Annotated in this window: 18 protein-coding genes; 5 read left to right on the forward strand and 13 right to left on the reverse strand. The window is 46.2% G+C overall.

Annotation, left to right across the window (positions count from 1 at the left end):
• Positions 1-77 precede the first annotated feature (77 nt).
• The 3 genes from mfd to WG89_RS22410 all read left to right on the forward strand — a co-directional run bounded on the left by mfd (position 78) and on the right by WG89_RS22410 (position 6660).
• Positions 78-3536 (forward strand): transcription-repair coupling factor, encoded by a 3459-nt coding sequence (gene mfd / locus WG89_RS22400; protein ID WP_062269935.1) that lies wholly within the window; start codon positions 78-80, stop codon positions 3534-3536.
• Between the two features lie 143 nt (positions 3537-3679).
• Complete coding sequence (locus tag WG89_RS22405) at positions 3680-4591, forward strand: CsiV family protein (protein WP_172806895.1); 912 nt, start codon at positions 3680-3682, stop codon at positions 4589-4591.
• Between the two features lie 281 nt (positions 4592-4872).
• The gene (locus WG89_RS22410) at positions 4873-6660 is read left to right on the forward strand and encodes a hypothetical protein (protein WP_153301760.1); all 1788 of its coding nucleotides are present in this window, start codon (positions 4873-4875) and stop codon (positions 6658-6660) included.
• Positions 6661-6763: 103 nt separating this feature from the next.
• On the opposite strand, the gene WG89_RS22415 is transcribed toward WG89_RS22410, so the two are convergent.
• The 9 genes from WG89_RS22415 to WG89_RS22455 all read right to left on the reverse strand — a co-directional run bounded on the left by WG89_RS22415 (position 6764) and on the right by WG89_RS22455 (position 14515).
• The gene (locus WG89_RS22415) at positions 6764-7195 is read right to left on the reverse strand and encodes an ATP-binding protein (protein WP_062269938.1); all 432 of its coding nucleotides are present in this window, start codon (positions 7193-7195) and stop codon (positions 6764-6766) included.
• Position 7196: 1 nt separating this feature from the next.
• Positions 7197-7529 (reverse strand): STAS domain-containing protein, encoded by a 333-nt coding sequence (locus tag WG89_RS22420; RefSeq protein ID WP_062269939.1) that lies wholly within the window; start codon positions 7527-7529, stop codon positions 7197-7199.
• 76 nt (positions 7530-7605) lie between these two features.
• Entirely contained in the window at positions 7606-8799 is a 1194-nt protein-coding gene (locus tag WG89_RS22425; protein WP_062269940.1) for a PP2C family protein-serine/threonine phosphatase, read from the reverse strand.
• A gap of 31 nt (positions 8800-8830) precedes the next feature.
• Positions 8831-9871, reverse strand: coding sequence for a mechanosensitive ion channel family protein (locus WG89_RS22430; RefSeq protein ID WP_062269941.1), 1041 nt, complete (start codon positions 9869-9871; stop codon positions 8831-8833).
• Positions 9872-10033: 162 nt separating this feature from the next.
• On the reverse strand, positions 10034-11002 hold the full coding sequence (locus tag WG89_RS22435) for a hypothetical protein (RefSeq protein WP_062269942.1): 969 nt from the start codon (positions 11000-11002) through the stop codon (positions 10034-10036).
• A 51-nt stretch (positions 11003-11053) separates the two neighbouring features.
• Positions 11054-12157 carry a mechanosensitive ion channel family protein gene (locus tag WG89_RS22440; RefSeq protein WP_062269943.1) on the reverse strand — a complete coding sequence of 368 codons (1104 nt, stop codon included), beginning with the start codon at positions 12155-12157 and terminating at the stop codon, positions 11054-11056.
• A 32-nt stretch (positions 12158-12189) separates the two neighbouring features.
• Positions 12190-13248, reverse strand: coding sequence for a beta-N-acetylhexosaminidase (gene nagZ, locus WG89_RS22445; RefSeq protein WP_062269944.1), 1059 nt, complete (start codon positions 13246-13248; stop codon positions 12190-12192).
• A gap of 57 nt (positions 13249-13305) precedes the next feature.
• Entirely contained in the window at positions 13306-13788 is a 483-nt protein-coding gene (locus WG89_RS22450; RefSeq protein WP_062269985.1) for a L,D-transpeptidase, read from the reverse strand.
• Positions 13789-13867: 79 nt separating this feature from the next.
• The gene (locus tag WG89_RS22455; RefSeq protein WP_062269945.1) at positions 13868-14515 is read right to left on the reverse strand and encodes a TetR/AcrR family transcriptional regulator; all 648 of its coding nucleotides are present in this window, start codon (positions 14513-14515) and stop codon (positions 13868-13870) included.
• Between the two features lie 324 nt (positions 14516-14839).
• Between WG89_RS22455 and lexA the strand changes: the two genes are divergently transcribed.
• Together lexA and WG89_RS22465 are read left to right on the forward strand one after the other, a co-directional pair.
• The gene (lexA, locus tag WG89_RS22460) at positions 14840-15442 is read left to right on the forward strand and encodes a transcriptional repressor LexA (RefSeq protein ID WP_062269946.1); all 603 of its coding nucleotides are present in this window, start codon (positions 14840-14842) and stop codon (positions 15440-15442) included.
• Positions 15443-15548: 106 nt separating this feature from the next.
• Positions 15549-16046, forward strand: a complete 498-nt coding sequence (locus WG89_RS22465; protein WP_062269947.1) for a SulA-like leucine-rich domain-containing protein — start codon at positions 15549-15551, stop codon at positions 16044-16046.
• A 36-nt stretch (positions 16047-16082) separates the two neighbouring features.
• On the opposite strand, the gene WG89_RS22470 is transcribed toward WG89_RS22465, so the two are convergent.
• The 4 genes from WG89_RS22470 to topA all read right to left on the reverse strand — a co-directional run bounded on the left by WG89_RS22470 (position 16083) and on the right by topA (position 20335).
• Complete coding sequence (locus WG89_RS22470; RefSeq protein WP_062269986.1) at positions 16083-16322, reverse strand: hypothetical protein; 240 nt, start codon at positions 16320-16322, stop codon at positions 16083-16085.
• Positions 16323-16484: 162 nt separating this feature from the next.
• A complete protein-coding gene (locus WG89_RS22475; protein WP_062269948.1) occupies positions 16485-16790 on the reverse strand; it encodes a PTS sugar transporter subunit IIB in 306 nt (101 codons plus the stop codon).
• A 344-nt stretch (positions 16791-17134) separates the two neighbouring features.
• The gene (locus tag WG89_RS22480; RefSeq protein ID WP_172806896.1) at positions 17135-17641 is read right to left on the reverse strand and encodes a DUF6586 family protein; all 507 of its coding nucleotides are present in this window, start codon (positions 17639-17641) and stop codon (positions 17135-17137) included.
• Positions 17642-17692: 51 nt separating this feature from the next.
• The gene (topA, locus tag WG89_RS22485) at positions 17693-20335 is read right to left on the reverse strand and encodes a type I DNA topoisomerase (protein WP_062269950.1); all 2643 of its coding nucleotides are present in this window, start codon (positions 20333-20335) and stop codon (positions 17693-17695) included.
• Positions 20336-20699 lie beyond the last annotated feature (364 nt).

Here is a 20699-nt window from a genome sequence, read left to right on the forward strand (position 1 = left end):
TGCCGCTATTTCATGGTATAAAGAACCCTGAAAGGCTACAATGGCCGGTCTAGCGTATCCAGGACTAGTAAGCTTTCATGTCGCAGGCCAACTTGAATTCATCTTCTTTTCAGCTTCCTGAACAATCAGGCTATAACGTCTACTGGGGGCAGTTGAGTCAATCTTCCAGCTCGTACGCCATTGCCAGTGCAGCCCGATCTACCCGACGTCCCCTACTGGTGATTACACCGGACTCTTCACAGGCCAATGCGTTGGAAGAAGAACTCAGCTTCTTCTTAAGAGACGATGAGCAGTCACAGATCCTGCACTTTCCTGACTGGGAGATTCTGCCTTATGATGCTTTTTCACCCCATCAGGACATTATTTCCCAGAGGCTGGAAACCCTTTACCGGCTGCCGCGCAGTGAAAAAACAATACTGATCATATCCGTATCCACGCTGCTGCATCGTCTGTGCCCTAGAGAGTACCTTGAGTCCAACTGTCTGGTGCTTAAACGCGGTGAAACCTTTGTCATTGAAGACAAGCGCAAACAGCTAGAGCAGGCAGGCTACCGTTGCGTTGAAACCGTCTATGAACATGGTGAGTTTGCTATTCGAGGCTCGCTCATGGACATTTTCCCCATGGGCTCACTTACCCCTTTCCGTATCGACCTGTTTGATGACGAAATCGATACACTAAGAGTGTTTGACCCAGAAACCCAGCGGTCAGTGGATCAAGTGGATCATATCGAGCTGCTTCCGGGCCATGAATTCCCCATGGATAAAGCTTCAAGGGATCGCTTCCGGGCGATGTTCCGAGAAGCCTTTGATGTCGATCATCGTGAATGCCCTGTTTATCAGGATATCGGTCAGGGGCTCGCCAGTCCCGGCATCGAATATTACCTGCCCCTGTTTTTCGAACAGACAGCCACACTGTTCGATCATCTGTCACCGGAAACCACCATCATCCAGTATGAAGGTGTCCAGGATGCAATTGAACATTTCTGGCAGGATCTTACCGACCGCTATGAGAACCGCAGGGTCGATCCCAACCGTCCCTTATTACCTCCTGCAAAGGTTCTGATGCCTTCTGAAGAGATCAACCGGTCTCTAAAACATTATCCTCGTATTATTCTTTCTGCCGGAAAAGTGGAATCGTCCGGAAGTTTTAATCTTGACCATCAGCCGTTGCCAGAGCTTACGTTGAACGCCCGGGCTGATCATCCACTTAAGCCGTTAGAAGATTTGATTGCCACTGGGCCAAGAATTTTATTGGTAGCAGAAAGTGCCGGACGACGAGAAGTCTTATTGGAAATGCTGGCCCAATCCGATATTCGCCCTGACAACTTCAACAGCTGGGCAACGTTCCTGAGCCGAAGAGAACCCCTCGGAATCACTGTAGGCACACTGGAGTCAGGCATTTTCCTGACTGAGCAGAATATTGCCCTGATTCCTGAATCTCTTCTGCTTGGCCAAAGGGTCATGCAGCGTCGCAGACGCAAAGGCGCGACAGAAACAGAAACCGATCAGACGATTCGCAACCTTACTGAGCTGAGAGAAGGCGCTCCCGTTGTTCATATAGATCATGGTGTCGGTCGCTACAGGGGCTTGCAAACACTGTCCGTGGACGGTCAGGAGACTGAATTTCTGACCCTTGAATATGCGAATGAAGCCAAACTCTATATTCCTGTAGCCTCTCTTCATCTCATAGCCCGCTATACAGGCACCGATGATGAACTGGCTCCTTTGCACCGTCTTGGCAGTGAGCAATGGACCAAAGCACGTCGCAAGGCTGCAGAAAAGGCTCGGGACGCAGCGGCAGAATTGCTTGATATCTATGCCCGTCGTGAAGCTCGTAAAGGCTTTGCTTTTTCGGAGCCCGATCAGCAATATCATGCCTTCAGTGCAGGATTCCCTTTTGAGGAAACACCTGATCAGCAACAGGCAATTGTCAATGTCATTAAAGACATGTCACAAGGTCAACCCATGGACAGGCTGGTTTGTGGCGATGTTGGCTTCGGTAAAACAGAAGTAGCCATGCGAGCGGCTTTCCTGGCGGTTCAAAGTGGTAAGCAAGTAGCCATTCTGGTGCCCACCACCCTGCTGGCACAACAACATTATGAAAGCTTCCGCGATCGCTTTGCTGACTGGCCAGTAGAGATTGATGTAGCTTCCCGATTCAAATCGGCCAAGCAGGTTCAGGGTCTCAAAGAAAAAGTCACTGAAGGTAAACTTGATATCATTATTGGCACCCACAAACTGATCCAGGGTGATTTCAAGTTCAAGAACCTGGGATTGTTGATTATTGACGAAGAACATCGCTTTGGTGTCCGCCATAAAGAGATGCTCAAATCCATGCGCTCCGAGGTCGATATTCTGACCCTGACGGCCACGCCTATTCCTCGAACTCTGAATATGGCCATGTCTGGCATTCGTGATCTTTCCATCATTGCCACCCCTCCTGCTCGACGACTCTCGGTAAAAACCTTTGTGCGGCAGAGCGACAAGCTGCTGGTAAAAGAAGCCATTCTTCGTGAATTACTCAGGGGTGGGCAGGTTTATTATCTGCACAATGAAGTCTCCAGTATCGACAAGGCCGCGGCCGACCTGCAGGAACTCATTCCTGAAGCCCGTATTGCTGTTGGACATGGTCAGATGCGAGAGCGGGATCTGGAACAGGTAATGTCGGATTTTTACCACAAGCGGCATAACATTCTGATTTGCACCACCATAATCGAAACGGGCATTGATATCCCCAATGCCAATACCATCATCATTCACCGATCCGATAAGTTCGGTCTGGCACAGTTGCATCAGCTAAGGGGTCGTGTAGGACGATCTCATCACCAGGCCTATGCCTACCTTCTTACACCATCACCAAAATCGATGACCAAAGACGCCCTGAAAAGGCTTGAAGCCATTGCTGAAGCTCAAGATCTTGGCGCTGGCTTCATGCTGGCTTCTAATGACCTGGAGATTCGTGGTGCCGGTGAACTTTTGGGCGAAGAACAGAGTGGCCAGATTCAGAACGTCGGCTTCACTCTTTACACTGAAATGCTTGAAAAAGCCGTTGAGGCCATTCGTAATGGTGAAACTCCGGATCTGGATAAACCCCTGCAACAAGGCAGTGATGTCAATCTTCGCTTACCCGCTCTGCTGCCAGAAGACTATATCCATGATGTCCATAACCGTCTGATTCTCTATAAGCGCATTGCTGCAGCTAAAAATGATGAAGACCTCAAGAACCTTCAGGTCGAACTGATTGACCGCTTTGGACTGCTACCTGAACAGACCAAAAACCTGTTCCGTCAGACCCGCCTTCGTCTCAGGGCAGAAAAGATGGGCATTGTTAAAATTGATGCCGGTGCAGGAAGTGCCCGCATAGAGTTTAACAGCCAACCGGATATCGATCCTATTGCCATCATTCAGCTCATTCAGTCAGAACCGCACCTATACAGACTGGAAGGCAGCAACGTGTTGAAGTACAGTGGCTCCATGGAGAAAGCCGAAGCACGATTCAAGCTCCTGGAGCAATTAATGGATCGACTGGCCGCTTGAGCGAAGAGAGCAGCCTCTTTAAGGCTGCTCCATGACAGAAGATTTTACGAGACTGCATGACTATTTTTTTGAAGTCCACCACTCCGGAACCTCAGGCGGATCAAATGGAGAGACCGCAGGGTATCGAATTGAGCAGGAGTTATATGAACAAGCCACTTTCAGGAATACAGAAATCACTGACCGCCCTGCTCCTTAGTGCCGTGTCAATGTCTATCCTGGCCAATACAAAAACAGAGAGTACCAAGAAAGACGATACTCGCTGGTATCAGGCTGACATGATTGTATTTCTGAATGAACAGAGTATGAATGGCAGTGAGAAATGGCCAGCCATTACGCCGCATTCTTTGCCTGCCAATTCTATCAAATTAAAGTCATATGACCCTTCAGGCACCCACAAGGAATCTTCTAGCGACCTCACCAGTTTCCTTGATCAGCCGGATAAGAAAACATCCATTGACCTGGAGCGAGACGCGTTTGTTTCGCTGCCCTATCAATCACACCTGTTACAGAAAGAAGGTAATACCCTGTCCAGAAATGGCAGTTATCGAATTCTGGAACAGAAGGCCTGGCTGATGCCCATCAAGGAAGGTGAAAGCACCGTGCCTGTTCGTATTCGCAGTTACAATACCCAAAGCCGAATGCCCAGCATGCTTGAGGGTACGATTACTGTAAGCTCCAGCCGCTTCCTGCACGTCAATGCAAATTTCTGGTACAGCGAGCTGGCCTGGGAAGGTCTTGCTAACAATATGGGAAGTCTGTCGCCATCGGCTTCAAGCCCTGAACAAAAACCTATGGTCGACAAAGAACTTCAACTGGTCACAACTCCGGGCGGGCAACCTATGAGAATCTCCCGAAACTTTCAACTTAATGAAAGCCGGAGAATCAGAAACAGCAAACAGGTTCAATATCTGGACAGTCCTGTCATCGGTGTACTGTTCAAACTGACGCCTTATGAGCGACCCGATAAAGAGCTACTGCCAGAAATGACTCCTGACTCTGAGGAAAAATCACCAGAGCTGGGAATCTTACCTGGCATTATCAATCAGGAAGGATAACCCCCCTCTTTATAGAAGGCGGCAAGTGAAAGATATCTACAACAAAACATCTTGCTGCCTTTTAAATTCCCTTATAGAAACTTCTCCAGAAATTTAATAACAAAGTTATTTGAAAATATATCAGACATATTTAAACGCACAAGAATTTCTTTCTAACCAATTAGTCTTACCAAATTAAAAACAAATATCTATTTAAAATTTTTTTGTCGTTTATTGAAACCATTCTCATTTTCATTCCGTAATAATTATTTCAAATTTTTAAAAAGTTTAAGGAGTAAACTATGAATACATCAAACGGACTACCCGTATCCATTCAAGTAAACATTCCTGGAAATCCGTTCTCGCAAAAACTTCCCCTTTTAAATAACTACTCAACCGTTAATCATGGCAGCAGGACTGTTAATCAAATTCAGGGGACAGAAAGACATATGGGACTGATAGAAAGCGGAATTGCTGTTATTCGACCCGGTGTTATTATAAACCCATCTGCGCAATCCAACCTCACTGTTGATTTAACCTCAGAAGAATTCTTAATGGATGAAAGGTCCGAATCAGAGACAGGACATAGATATCCATTAAGAAAAAGAAGAATAGAACATCGAGAATTAGAAGAAGGAACTTTAACCCAGTCAAAGCAAATGAAGTTCACTAAACCGTCGGAAGTACATAGTCCATTAAGAAAAGATGAAACAAATAGTCGAGACTTTGACTCAATGCTTGATGACCTTGAAGATCAATACTTAAAAGAAAAAGCTGACTCTGAACAGGATGGAAGGGTTAAACAAAAAAGCAAACCGGGTATCAAAAAAACAAGATTAACAATAAGCGCACGTGAACTGGCCTCTCTAAGAGCTGACTCGAAAAGGCTTAATGATCAAACCAGCTCAATGCAAAAAAGAATTGAAGAACTAGAAGCTGAAAAAGTCACACGTGAAGAAAAAGTAGCCGACCTTCGAAAAAAAGTAAGCTCACTGGTGAGTGATCAATTATTGCATAGCAGCTATGTTGAAACGCTTAAAGCTGAACACAAATCAGCGTCTGAGAGAATTAGTACTGAAGCTATATCACTACAACAGAGAATTAGAGAACTTGAAGCTGAAAAAGTCACAGGTGATGAAGAATTAGCAAGTCTCCGAGAGACTGTAAGCTTACATAGCAGTCAGGTTGAAGACCTTAAAGCGGAAAACAGCACAGCTCGTGAAACATTCGATGGCCAAACACTCTCATTACAAAAAAGAATTCAAGAACTTAAGTCTGAAAAAGATTCCGTAACGGATCAAAATGAAGGATTGAAAAAAGAACTCACAAAGACAACCACTCTGTTTGTTGAACACATGGAAAAAATGAAGTCAGACCTCAAAGCTCATTACCAGTCACAAATGGACGAGAGAACAAAAGAAAAACAGGTGGGAATCGATCAGTGGCAGGAGAAAATAAAAGCAGAACAAGAGCAGTATAAAGCCCGACTCAAAGAGCAAACTCTGGCTCAACTGATCGATTCAAATCCACAACTTCTCATGAGAAATGCTTTTTTCCAACAACAAGTTCAGGAACAGGTCTATCTATTTGCTAATCAGTTCTACCAGAAAGTTATGCAGGCAGAAGCCCATAGAAGTAATCCAGCAGCAAACAACCGGGGAACAGCTCCGCAGGCTCATACACAATTTACGGTCCAGAGTGGAGGAGCTAACAGCGCAACTATGGATTCACTCGATCCATCATTAGAAACATTATTGCATGAAGTACAGAACTCCGGGTTTCCTATTGAGCAGATATTGAACGGGAGCTGGTCACAGCCTCAGCCACCCACAGGTCTGGAATATCCAACATCTCTATTCCAACAACCTGTAGAAAATACGAGTACAAAGGTCTCAATGGACACTCTTCAACAGGTACCTGATGCTGATGATGTATTTTTAGATCCAAGAACCCTCCCGTCTGATATCTCTGGAGAGATTCTGATGTCAGATACAGACTCAGAGGGAGAAAAGGAGAATATGGATTCTCTCATGCGTCGTCCATCGTTCAAAAAGATACTGGACGATCTTTCAAACCAAACTCAAGCCTAAATAGAATGCCTTAGGTCACTGCGGCCATAGTCCCTGTATTTAACATTCAATAAGGAACTATGGTTGCAGATTTAAAAATGATCAAAAGGTCTAAACCCTTCTGTTAATGCCTTAGCTCTTTCTTCATGATAAAACTGTTCTTACCCTCATCCGACTCATAAGACACCTGATCCATCAGCTTGTTAACGATATGCAAGCCACGGCCGCTGCATAACCAGGTTTCCGGATGCTCCGGATCCATTGCAGGTTCAGCCTTATCCTCAATCACATCGTCGGGGATACTCTGCCCCCAATCACTGACGGCAATGTTCATCATGGTGTTATCCAGATCAACACAGACTTCTACCGGGTGACCCGCTTCATTGTCATAGGCATGCTCGATGGCATTGTTCACAATCTCTACCAGACAAAGCTCCAGTCGATTAATTTCCACCGGCGACAGAGTCGTCATGGCACAGACACCTCTGACAGCCATAGCAATCATGGTGGTATTAGACAGTTGACTGTCTATCTCCAGTTTTAGCACCTGCGACATGTCAGCCCCCCTTCACAGCCTCATCAACCGAGCTGTGCAGCTTGAACAATTTGTCCATGGATGTGAGATCAAAAAGATCCTTAACCGCAGGCTGGGCAGACGCCAGACTGAAAGTGCCATTACCCGATAGTTTCTTCAAGCCAGCTACCAGCGCCCCCAGTCCACTGCTGTCCATAAAACGGACTTCAGCCAGATCAATGACAATAGCGGTCTTGCCATTATCAATCAGATCGAACACATAGGTTTTAAAGGCTTCAGCTATGGAAGCATCCAATCGGGTTTCTTCAATCTGAACCACAGTAAAGTGGCCTTCATCACGGTGTTCAAACGCCATGCCATCCTCCTGGCTGTTATCACTTTACCCTTTGGGAAAGTGAAGTTGCTGCAAGTGTTTGAAACTTGCATACAAACTAGGGTTTCCATTCCAGTAACAGGTAGGTTACGTCGTCATCAAAACGGTCAAGCTCACTCCAGTCTCTGACATTTTTCTCTACCCGGTCAATAACTGATTTCAAATCTTCGTCCAATGAATCCTTCAGACATTCCAGTAAACGAGACTCACCAAACTGCTCACCTTCCGCATTTTCACATTCGGTCACGCCATCTGAGTATAAGAACAGACGGTCACCCGGTTGGAACTGTAGCGTACATGATGTGTATTCCATATTTGGCATCATGCCAATAGGCACACCGCCGCCCTTAACAGGCTCGACAACACTTTTCTCACGGCGAATCCATAAAGGAGGTGGATGTCCGGCCTGAGACAGGGTCACTTCACCGGTACGACTATTAATCAGTCCATATGCAATTGTGAAATACAACATCGACTCAGGCGTCACCTGAAATCGATTATTGAGTGAGGCTAAAACTTTTTCAGGCGTCCGCACAGAATAATACGGCGCTTGGTCGAAGGTTTCCTTGACTATGGAGCCCCTGCCCGATGTTTCTGACAAAATATTATTGAGGGTAAATGAAAAAAGCGCTGAGGGTATTCCATGACCTGCAACATCAAGCTGATAAAACCCGAGTGTTTCACCATCGATAGCCTGATAGCCGAACATATCACCACCCAGAATCTTACTGGGTTTAAAGAACCAGTCGAAGGAAACATGTTGAATCGTGGCAGGCTGAGCCAGCAGGACTTCCTGGGCCCGTGCTGCGGATTCCAGATCTTTCTCTACAGTTTCAATAGCCTGAACCAACTGTTGCTTTTGTTGTTCCAGCTGCTTTTCCAACTCAATAATACGGATACCGGCTTTCAGGCGAGCAGACAACTCATCAAAATTAACAGGTTTGGCAAGAAAGTCATCCGCACCATGATTCATCCCTTCAACAACGGCTTCATGATCAGTATTGCCAGTGAGAAGAATAAAATAAAGATAACGACCAAGATCCGTTTTCCGGACTTGTTTGAGAAGCTCCAGACCATCCATCTCTGGCATCACCCAGTCGCTGATAATGATCCTGACTTCCTGATGCTCCTTCAGAATCTCCAGGGCTTGTTTGCCATGCTCTGCTTCAAGAACAGTATGTCCCTGCTTTTTCAGCACAACGGATAACATCAAACGCTGGTCACGGGCATCTTCAACAATAAGAATATTCATGTAGCCCTTATCGGCCTGCTACTGACTCTGTTTAACCGCCTTTCTTTTCCTGAATCACTTTAACAACCGGATAAGCAAAGTCGGCACCAGCATGTTCTACTGCAGAGGCGATCAACAGCATCACACTTTCCTGAACCCTGACAAAATCCACCCTGCCTTTCGGTACTACATGAACACGGATCTGGCACTCTAATGAGGAATCACCGTATTTAAGAAATCTTGCGTAATGGGGTTCAGAACAATCCAGTTCGGGATGTTGCAAAAAGCCGGCAATAATATGGTTCATTATGTTCGGGATCTTTTCCAGATCCTCGTAGCGAATACCAAAATTTTCAATAATTCTGCGATTACGCATTCGGGATGGATTTTCGATCACGATACTCGTAAACACCGAATTCGGAACAAAGACAGGACGACGATCGAAGTTCCTTATCTGTGTCAGACGCCAGCCAATATGTTCAACATGGCCTTCAATCTGCCTGTCCGGCGAACGAACCCAATCGCCCTCTTTGAACGGCTTATCCAGAATCAGCATCAAGCCACCGAAGAAGTTCGCCAGCCACTCACGAGCAGCCATACCCACTATCAGACCACCTACCCCACCAAACGCTAATAACGCAGAAAGTGAGTAGCCCAGCTTTTGTGCAAGAATGAGAACAGCAAGAGTGACTAATAAAATATGAAAGAAGCGAGACAATGTTCTTGCTGAATCAAGGTCATGAGGTTTAGCTCCCGAGATCAGAGCAATATCAGGAAGCTGCCGGACCAGCCGTAGAAGAACCCAGAATGGAAACAAGACTGAGACAGATGTTTCTGACACTGCAAGCCAGTCAAACACCTCCAAGTCACTGTGATTAAAAAACCAGTGAGCCAGATAAAAAAGACAGAATACCCAAGGTAGTACAAGAAGCGGAGGGCGCAGCGCTTTGGCAAGACTGGTCCGAATCGATTGATTTTCAGATTTTGCCCATCGGCCCAGCCAGTAATGACTCAGCCATGAAGCCAACAAAGCGATGACGGGAGCTGATAAAAGATGAACCGTTTCGTCTTTAAGAAGCTCTTCCCAAAGCATTTTATGCCCCTCACGCAAGAACGACCCGATGGCTGTGAGGGCAGATTGCCTCTGCCCTTTAAGTTATATCCATACAAAAGAGTCATTTCTTGAGTTTTGCAGCACTTTTACTTTGAAATAACCTCCACAGGATTGTTGAGTAGCTCCTAACAGGTACTTAGATTATTTCTGAAGCAATTTATGCTTTATTTCCAAAGCCAGTTGATGGGTATTAAACGGCATCTGCCAATATCGATCATGGCGAAAAGACTGCGTCTTCAAACAACCCGCTATCATCAGGTCTGCAATGAAGCGAGAACAATTGCAAGACAGCGCACGGTATGGGGTTCGCGTCAACTGATTGAACCGCTTGAAAAGCGCTTGCTCATCAAGCCCATCAATGATTACAACATTACTTGCTTGCAGCCGGCCACGATTATAAAAAACTAAGTCAACCTTCAAGAGATTGCTATGAACTTGATGGAGAGAGGGCTTATAGTCATGTCGATAGCTTAAATAGACAGGTTTCCCCAATTCAGGATTCCATACCAACATGGCTGTATGTAAGCCACTGCCGTGGTTCAGTATTATCGACCTACCCGGCTTGCAAGCTTTCATAAGATCCTTAACTCTACTTTTTAAATGAGGCAGTTGCATATAACTGCTATCAACCTTTTCAGGCCATAACAAATATCTCACCCAATGGTAGATACCACGGAAGAAATTAATACTTGAAGGCTTGTCCTGATTGGATTCAATGTCTTCAGACTGAGTAAGGCTTTCAGAACGCTCTTTTGTATAATGCTCTTTCTTTGAATCATTAGAATGAAGCTCTGTCGATCCGTTTGAATCAGAGTATTTTAATGGTTGGATCTCTAGACTGGAGGAATCTCCCAAGCCCTCAGGGTGAGTCTTGTATTGCCCACCTGGTGTCTTCGAACTGTTATCGACTGACAGATTCTGAGTACGTGGAGCATCTTCTGGTAACTGAACCCACTCATCCTGACCAAGAGCTTTATCTATAGACTTTTGATCAACACTGCGTCCCTGATATTGACCAGTTTTATCCTTATCTAAAGCCTCGTCCGTTTTTTGATCAGACGTAACGCCATAAAGTGAAACATGATTATTTGAAGGGTCGATCTTAGGCATCCATTCAAAGTCCAGGTTAATCCCTTAACCCTGACTTTAGACCACGCTAAATTAAGTAGACATATCGCTGCTAGCGTTCGCTATCAATTCTTCCGGCAGATCCAGCGTCTGGGTTGGGAAGGCAATATCAGCATCATGGGAATGAATAATCTCCATGACCTTTACCAGAACATCCTGCTTAACCCGGTGAAACTCCGCCCAATCGGTGGTACAGGTGAAGCAGTAGATAAAGAAGTCGAGACTGGAAGCTCCAAAACTGGTGAAATTCACCATCAGAATTTTATCCTTGGTGATCTCATCATTATTCTGAAGATACTGTCTGATTTCGTTGATAATAGTTTCCAGCTTGGCTCCATCCTGATACCTCAAACCAATCGTTTCCTTGATACGACGGTTCTCCATCCTGGAAGGATTCTCAACAGAAATGTTGGCAAAAGTAGCGTTCGGTACGTACAGAGGACGCTTGTCAAAAGTCCGGATGCGGGTCTGGCGCCAACCAATATATTCTACGGTACCTTCAATATTCTTATCCGGCGAACGAATCCAGTCCCCCACACGAAAAGGTTTATCCAGGTAGATCATCAATCCACCAAAGAAGTTGGCCAGCATATCCTTGGCCGCAAAGCCTACAGCCAGACCACCTACACCACCGAATGCCAGAAGACCTGAAATACTGTAGCCAAGTGACTGTAAAACAACGAGAACACAGGTAATGATAACCACAATTCTGATCAGTCGCCCTATAGCGACGACCGTCGTAGGATCATTGGGTTTGTTACCTGTGAGAGTTGGATTCAGAAAGTTGCGTTCCAGCTGACGTATAAACCGGATGATGCTCCAACCGACCAGCGTTATGATGATGACATCCCTGAGATTACTCAGGCCGTCGATCAGTACTGAATCCGTCGCTTTTGAGATGACATCAATGGACCAGCAGATACCTATGACCCAGATGAGCATGTTCACAGGCTTTCTGAGCGCCTTGATAACGGCATCATCCCAGGGGGTTCTAGTGGCTCTTGCGCCTCGGGCAAGATGAATAAACACCTTCGATGACAACAGGTTAATCACACCTGATATCAATAAAACTATGAACACCTGGATAACCCACTGGGGGATATCCAGGTCCTGAAATACAGGTAAGGAAAATGACATGATTTTACTTCCAGAAAGAAAACGGCAAGTAATTAACTGAAGCGTTCAGCAAGATGATCGAGACGATCTTTACAGCTCAGATAACGATCCATAGCCACCAGTTCATCCAGTGGTCGCCCTCCTTTTGCCTTCAGTGGTGAACTATCAGCAGTAAAGGAAGATTGCTCAAGCCAGGGTAATACTTCTTTTACACCCTCACGGTTACTTAGCAATAACAGATCACAGCCAGCATGCAGAGCTTTTTCGACCCTGAGAGTATAACTTCCTGCTGAAGCCGCACCCTCCATAGTCAAACAGTCACTGATCACCAGACCATTAAAGCCTACTTTATTTCTGAGAATATCCTTCAGCCAGATGGACGAGAAACCACAAGGCTGATCATCGACTTCTGAGAATACGATATGCGCAGGCATTACAGCTTCTACCCCTTGTTCTATTAAGGATAAAAACGGAATCATATCCTGCTTCTGAATCATTTTCAGAGTGCGGTTATCCTGCGGTAATGTCAGATGAGAATCTTCACTGACACTGCCATGCCCCGGGAAATGTTTTGCAACGGATGCCATACCCGAATCATGGACACCGCTGCACCAGGCAGAGGCCAGTTTGATGACGGTTTCAGGATCAGTGCCCAACGCTCTGTCACCCACTATATCCGTCAACCCGAGATTGAGATCCAGGACCGGCGCGAGACTGAGATCAAGGCCACAAGACAGGAGCTCTTCCGACATTAGCCAGCCACAGTCTTCAATCAGTTCCAGGGCTCTCTGGGGGTCTCTGTTAAAGTAACGAACATAACTCTCTGCAGGGGGCAGTCGGGTAAAGTCCTGTTTGAAACGCTGGACCCGACCTCCCTCCTGATCAACCATTAACACCAGATCCTGACGAACACTTCTGATGTCACTCACCAGATCACACAATTGGTTTCTATCATGGAAGTTTCTGGCAAAAAACAATACCCCGGCAACGCCAGGATGCTGCAGTAAATCCCGTTCTTCAGGCTGTAGTGACTGACCTTCAAGATCAATGATCAGAACACCCTTGTTATTATCATTGGTGGTCATTGCGTTGCGAGATTCACCCGTATTCATTCTTTAGCTGTTCTCCTGCTCAATGAGCGAGATGGAGGCTGCAATTGCCAGTAACTTCTACTCCGGCAGGATATCAATAGTTGTACCTGGCAAAACCCGGTCAAACAGATCGATCATATCGCCACCCTGCATTCTGACACAGCCACGGGACCCTGGCTCACCCATGATGGCAGAGTCCGGTGAACCATGAATATATATATATCGTCGCATAGTGTCGACATCGCCAAGACGATTAAAGCCAGACTCAAGACCACTTAGCCAGAGAATACGGCTCAGAATCCAATCTTTTCGTTCAGGGTATTGTTGTTGTAAATCGGGTGAATACACTTCGCCAGTGAAACGCCTTCCCACAAAGACAGCGTGCAATGGCATACCCTCACCGATTTTTGCGCGGATAACATGTTTACCTAAAGGGGTTTGCCAACTGCCTTCCTGCTGACCAGTTCCTTTACTGGCAGTGGAAACCGAATAAAGAATGTCTTCTTTACCCTCTTGAATCAGTTCCAGAGTTTGAGAGGCAATTCGAACATTAATATGCACAGCTGAATCCCGTGTTGTCTGGTAGAAGAAGTTATTTCTCAAAAGAGAAGGTGCTGAAAAATATCAGCCTGGAAATCTATTATCGGCCAGAATCATAGGTGGCATGAGCTCGCAGGCCAGCTGCCATGAACGGCACCATTCTTCTCATAATGGCTTCAAGACTGTCGTCAATATCGTAATCTCGTTTAGCCATGGCAAGTAGAGTATCAGCGCCAGACATGGAGAATACTGCTGAACCCAGAATGAAGTACGTGCGCCAGAATTTGTCGGCAGTTGGCAGATCAGGACAAGCCGTGAACAGCAACTCAAAGTATCGGCTGAATACCTTTCCATAGGTTTCTGTGAGATAGCGTTTAAGATGGCCCTGACTCTGAGTAAATGCCAATCCCATCAGACGCATGAAGATTGAAATATCGTCAGGCCTTCTAGGCTTAGCTGCGAGGATATGATCAACCAGTATTTCCAGAACACCTTCCAGGTCAGGCTGTTCATTCATCTCAGTCAATTCATCCAGACTCTCGTCAAGACCTGCCATGAAGGGATCCAGAAAGCGCGCAAAGACGGCTTGTATCAGAGCTTTTTTAGAGCCAAAATGATAATTCACCGCAGCCAGATTCACTCCCGCCTGGCTGGTAATGGTTCTCAGGGATGTTTCTGCAAAGCCATGCTCGGCAAAGAGCAGCTCGGCGGAATCCAGTATTCTCTCAACAGTTGATGGTTGTGCCATGATACAAGGAATTTTTTAAGGTTAATAAACGACTGTTTCAAACCTACGTTTCAAACACCGAACTGTCAAGGTAACTCCCCTCTCAACCTCAAAATACCTTTGCTTCCAGTGATTTCATAATCCCTTCAGACGACATTATCCCTAATGGGGCTACACTCTGACATGCTCACAACATTTATCACTACTATATAGAAGAAACTTTCCTGTGCTTCAGGATGAAAGTTCATCACCCACACAGATAAAGCGATTGTCGATAATAACTTGCCACAGTAAAAATACTGTATATAATTACAGATACTGTATAAAAACACAGACCTAAACATTATGATCAAACTGACACGACGACAGTCTGAAATTCTCGACCTGATCAAATCCCATATTGATGAGACAGGTTTCCCACCTACCCGGGCAGAGATAGCCAAAACCTTTGGCTTCCGCTCCCCCAATGCCGCTGAAGAGCACCTGAGAGCCCTGGCCAGAAAAGGTGCTATTGAGATTACTCCAGGCGCTTCCCGCGGTATTCGTATTCCTGACAGCCAGCAAGACGGGCTTCCCATTATTGGCCAGGTAGCTGCCGGTAACCCCATCCTTGCCCAGGAACACATTGAAGACCATCTGAATCTCAACCCCGGCTTCTTCAACCCTTCTGCTGACTTCCTGCTTCGGGTAAAAGGCATGAGCATGAAGAATATCGGTATTCTTGATGGCGACCTTCTGGCTGTTCACAAAACAACGGACGTTCGTAATGGACAAGTGGTGGTTGCACGGATTGAAGATGAAGTGACAGTCAAACGTTTTGAGAAGCAGAAAAACAAAGTCCTGCTACACCCTGAAAACGAAGATTTTGACACCATTGTCGTTGACCTCACCCAGGACTTCTTTGCCATTGAAGGACTGAGCGTTGGAGTCATTCGCAACCAGTCATAGTTCGTTACTGAGTCATTGATTATTATTTTACTGTAGTGAGCCAGGCCCAATCACACTTCATCGCTACGACCTTGTTGCGACTGGGCTTTGTCAGGAGGAAGGAGTCATGCTGTACAGAACAAGCACTGAAAGGCACATTTTTTCATCCAGCTGCCTTCAGAAAAATACAGTTTGCATTAACCGCACTCACCTGAAAAAGAAGATCACACCTGTGGTCAAAAAAGAACCGGAAAGAGCCAGCATTAACGAGCTGATTCTCTCAGGCCAGCCATGGCAGGCAGAGCAACTTCTAACACCGATGCTCAACCAGTTATCAAACGACAGTGAACGCTGGTTGACCGTAATTCTGGCTGACAAGACCGATCAGAGAACCTTACAATGGCTAAAGACCTGCGGACTTGATAACAGTAAAGTACAGATTTTCAGCTCTAACGACGTCAATCAGACTCTGGAGCTCACGCAGAAAGCACTCGCTTCAGGCACCAGCCACACTGTAATCAGTTGGCTGAGAGACCTGGACAAGAGATGGTTATCTAAGCTGGAAAACGCTGCTCGGAATGGACAGTGTCAAGGGCTTGCTATTCGCAGCAGGCAAGCAGCATGAATGCCTACAGCGCGATCTAAAGCCCAGGAAAAAGAGTCAGTGCAGTACTCTGTTTTCAGGAATTTCTTCTTCAGATTGCGGACGTGTGATTTCAGCAACTTCTTGCATGCCAGCATCAAACATGGCTTTAGCCACTTGCAGATGCTCTCCCTCAAGGTAAACCTTGGCCTCTTCAGAAAACTTCATGGTCAGCAGAGGCTCACCTTCTTCATCACTGCGTCGCAGAACAATCTCGCCTGTTGGAAGTTCCACAATTTCCAAAAACGATGCAGCCATATTTCGTTCCATAAATAGCGTGTCAGAGAGGAGAAATTCTGCAGCATTGTGCTCGATGATGCAATAGGTCACTGCATTACGACAGAAAAGTCGTTAAAAGAACTGTTAAAAATGTGCTGTGTGCACCTGCTCAGGGGCAGGTACACAGCCAGATATCCTTGCTTATGCTTTCAAGGACAAGGCGAAATCAAGAACCTTAGCTCCATTCATAGTGCCATAGTCAACAGGACTGATTGATTCTACAGGCACTTCATACTCAGCCGCACGCTGCTTAAGGTCATTCAGCATGTATTTTACCTGAGGCCCAAGCAGAACCACGTCAAAACCGGCAACCTGCTCGTCGAAGTGAGTTGCGCCAAAAGCTTCGATCTCGACTTCCTTACCCTGACTTTCAGCCGCTTCACGCATCTTCTTAACCAGCATACTGGTAGACATACCTGCGGAGCAGCACAGCATAATTTTAGTCATAGGATACCTCTAACAAATGGCAATCGCTTTAAAGAAACATTTGCAGAACTTCCAAAATGACACAGAAGCTCCAAAACCTTTCCACAAAGATTCAGTGTTTGAACAACTATAGCCAGAATATATCCCACAAAGGAATTAAATGTAACCGGTTTCAGTGGTACTGAATATCGAAATTGATCAGGTGTTGACCTTAATCAATAAATACTAATAACTGTTTGTCTGACTCAGAACTATAGGTATAAAAGGAACTGAAGCATAATCGTGAGAAACTGAAGGACCCTTTAATCATGATCTCAGTGATAAGAGATCATGAACGTCTAATCCTGATAAAGAGTTTACAAACCTTACCACTCAAGATTGAAATTTCTGAAATGCCCCACCAGATCCTTGAGAGAACCAAGAAGGGCTCTGCCACTTTCAGGACTTTTGACACCAGCAGTTGACTCACCGCCATCTGAAACGATCATTACAGTATTGATTCTACTCGGTGATGATTGGATATCATCATTCAGAACAGAAAGTTTGCTATGAGCCTGCTGTAAATGTGCCAACCAGCTGTCAGAGACTTCAAGCTGCTTCAACTGCTCAAGCTCCGACACACTCTCCTCTCGATCACTCATCAGCTTGCAGGCTTCTTCCAGAGTAATCAGGTGAGGAAGATTCAATCCATAAGGTGACAGTATTTCTGCCAGCATTGAACAATAAGCCTGATTGGCATGCATTAGAAAAGCCTCACGAAAGGCATCCTGTTCAAAGGATTCAGCCTTTTCCCAGGCATCCAGTTGCAAACGGGCATAGTGCAGTTTTTTGTTGGTATAGGAACGCCACTGCTCAGACATAGTATTTCTCATCAATAAAAAAACCTTCACGGAAATCCGTGAAGGTTTTCAGGTAGATTCAGATCAGGACTTCTTACGTTTCTTGGTGATTTTCTCTTCCCACTTGCCTTCCTGGAAGGTGGCACTCCATCCAGTGGCCTTGCCTTCTGACTCACTCATAACATACTGAGTTTTGGTCTTTCGGCTGAAACGAATGATGGCTGGATTGCCATCAGGGTCCTGCCTGGGTGCATCCAGCAAATAATGGTACTTCGGATCAATGGCCGCCTGATGAGGAATTAATTCGCTCACCTGCGGTGCTCTTGTTTCACGGTTCTTTGGAAACTGGCTTGCGGCCAGGAATAGCCCGGAAGCACCGTCACGCAAAATGTAGTGGTCCTCGACTTTCAGACACTTGAGTTCTGGCATCGGAACCGGATCCATTTTGGGTGGAGCCGCTTCACCGCTCTTCAACAGCTTACGGGTGTTTTTACACTCACTGTTGGTACAACCAAAGTATTTGCCAAAACGGCCAGACTTAAGCTGCATCTCAGAGCCGCACTTATCGCATTCAAGCACCGGGCCATCATAACCTTTGAGCTTAAACTGACCTTCTTCAACCTCATAACCGGAACAGTCAGGATTGTTACCACAGACATGAAGCTTGCGCTGTTCATCAATCAGATAACTTTCCATGGCCGTTGAACACTTGGGGCAACGGTGCATGGCACGCAGGGCATTCACCTCCGCGTTTTCGTCGTCTGCGTCTTCTACTTCCTCTCCCGGAACCAGGTTGATGGTACTTTTGCAACGCTCTTTGGGTGGCAAAGCATACCCTGAGCAGCCCAGAAATACACCAGTACTGGCTGTACGAATCATCATGTCCCGACCACACTCCGGACATTTAATGTCCGTGGGTGAAGGGTCATTGGAACGCATGCCGTCGCTGTCGTCTTCAGCCTGCTCCAGCTTGTTGCTGAACTCGCTATAGAAATTGTCCAGAAGATCTTTCCAATTCTTGCCACCCTCGGCAACAACGTCGAGATTGGATTCCATATTGGCCGTGAAGTTGTAATCCATCAGGTCATGGAAGTTCTCAACCAATCGGTCTGTGACAATATCGCCCATCTTTTCTGCATAGAATCGACGGTTTTTAAGGGAGACATAGCCACGATCCTGAATTGTGGAAATGATCGACGCATATGTTGAAGGTCTGCCAATACCACGTTTTTCAAGCTCTTTAACCAAAGCTGCTTCACTGAAACGCGCAGGTGGCTTGGTGAACAGTTGCTTTGGATCGAGCTTTTTAAGATCCAGAGGATCACCCTTTTCCAGAGCCGGCAAGATGATGTCTTCACCCTTCTTGGACATTGCAGACATCACACGGGTATAACCATCAAACTTAAGCGTTCTGCCTCTGGCTTTCAGGTCAAAGTCATCCACTCTGACGGTCAGGGAAGTACTGAGGTATTCAGCCGGCGTCATCTGACAGGCAACAAACTGGCGCCAGATCAATTCGTAAAGACGTTCTGCATCTCGCTCCAAACCGGAAATAGAACCAGGCTCCGCATTGACACTGGAAGGACGAATCGCTTCGTGCGCCTCCTGAGCCCCTTCTTTACTGGAGTAACTGTTTGGTTTTTCAGGCAGATACCGGCTGCCGTATTGACCATCGATAAATTCTCGCGCATTCTCAACGGCTTCCTGACTCAAGTTGGTAGAGTCAGTACGCATATAAGTGATGTGGCCTGCCTCGTAGAGGCGCTGAGCCATCATCATGGTTTTCTTAACACTGAAACCCAATCGAGTACTGGCAGCCTGCTGCAGTGTTGAGGTAATAAAAGGTGCAGAAGGCTTGCTGCGGGTAGGTTTGTCTTCCCGGTCTGTCAGAGAATAATCAGCATTCTTCAGCTTCTCCAGAACAACATCCGTTGAAGCCTGACTGGTCGGCCGGAAAGCGCTTCCAGCTTCCTTGGCGACCTGGAAGCGAATCATTTCACCCCTGGCTGTGGCCAGATCTGCAAAAACTTCCCAGTACTCTTCCGGAATAAAGCTTCGTACTTCTCGCTCACGCTCTACGATCAGTTTCACTGCAACCGACTGTACCCGGCCTGCAGACAACCCTCGAGCAATCTTGGCCCAAAGCAGAGGTGAAACCATATAACCTACAACACGGTCCAGAAAACGTCTGGCCTGCTGGGCATTTACCCGATCAATGTTAAGAATGCCAGGTTCCTTAAAGGCTTCCTGAATGGCGTTCTTGGTGATCTCATTAAACACTACCCTTCTATAGCGATCAGGTTCGCCACCAATGGCTTCCTGAAGGTGCCAGGCGATGGCTTCCCCCTCACGGTCCAAGTCGGTCGCGAGATAGATAGTGTCAGCAGAAGCAGCAAGGCGGCGCAACTCATCCACCACCTTTTCCTTACCCGGCAGAATCTCGTAACGCGCTTTCCAGCCCTTTTCAGGGTTGATGCCCATTCTCTCGATCAGCTGCTCTTTGGCTTTGCGCTTCTTATGAATGATTTTCTGCTCAGGGGATAGCTTACGTGTCTCAGCAGCGGCCTTTGCCCGAGCTTTGGGATCCACAGGCTTCTTTGAGCCACCTGCGGTGGGCAGGTCACGGATATGACCAACACTGGACTTTACAATAAAGTCCTTGCCCAGATATTTGTTTATTGTCTTCGCCTTGGCAGGCGACTCGACGATAACTAAAGATTTACCCATGCTACCTTACACGTCCTGTAATCAGCTCCATTGTTCCGGTCATGCTGATCAGCCTGTTAAAAAAGATCATAAAACAATCAGTGCTGTCTGCGACCTGAACAAGAAAGGTCGGGAATTGAAAATTGCTTCAATATATAAGGTCAAGAAAAACATCGGTCAAGGAAAACTCTGCAATGACATGAATTTTTTCTCGAACGACCCTCTTTTTTTATCGTTTCACAGCCACAATTATTAATCCAGCCAGTTATAAGCAATAATTTCCTTGAATATCAAAAGATTATTTAATTCCTGTGAAGAAGCTCTGATTCAGGTAGTCGGCAGCATTGAGAAAAAAGTTGATTTTTACGCGACCGAATGGTCGATC

Source organism: Endozoicomonas arenosclerae (assembly GCF_001562015.1).
Classification (GTDB): domain Bacteria; phylum Pseudomonadota; class Gammaproteobacteria; order Pseudomonadales; family Endozoicomonadaceae; genus Endozoicomonas_A; species Endozoicomonas_A arenosclerae.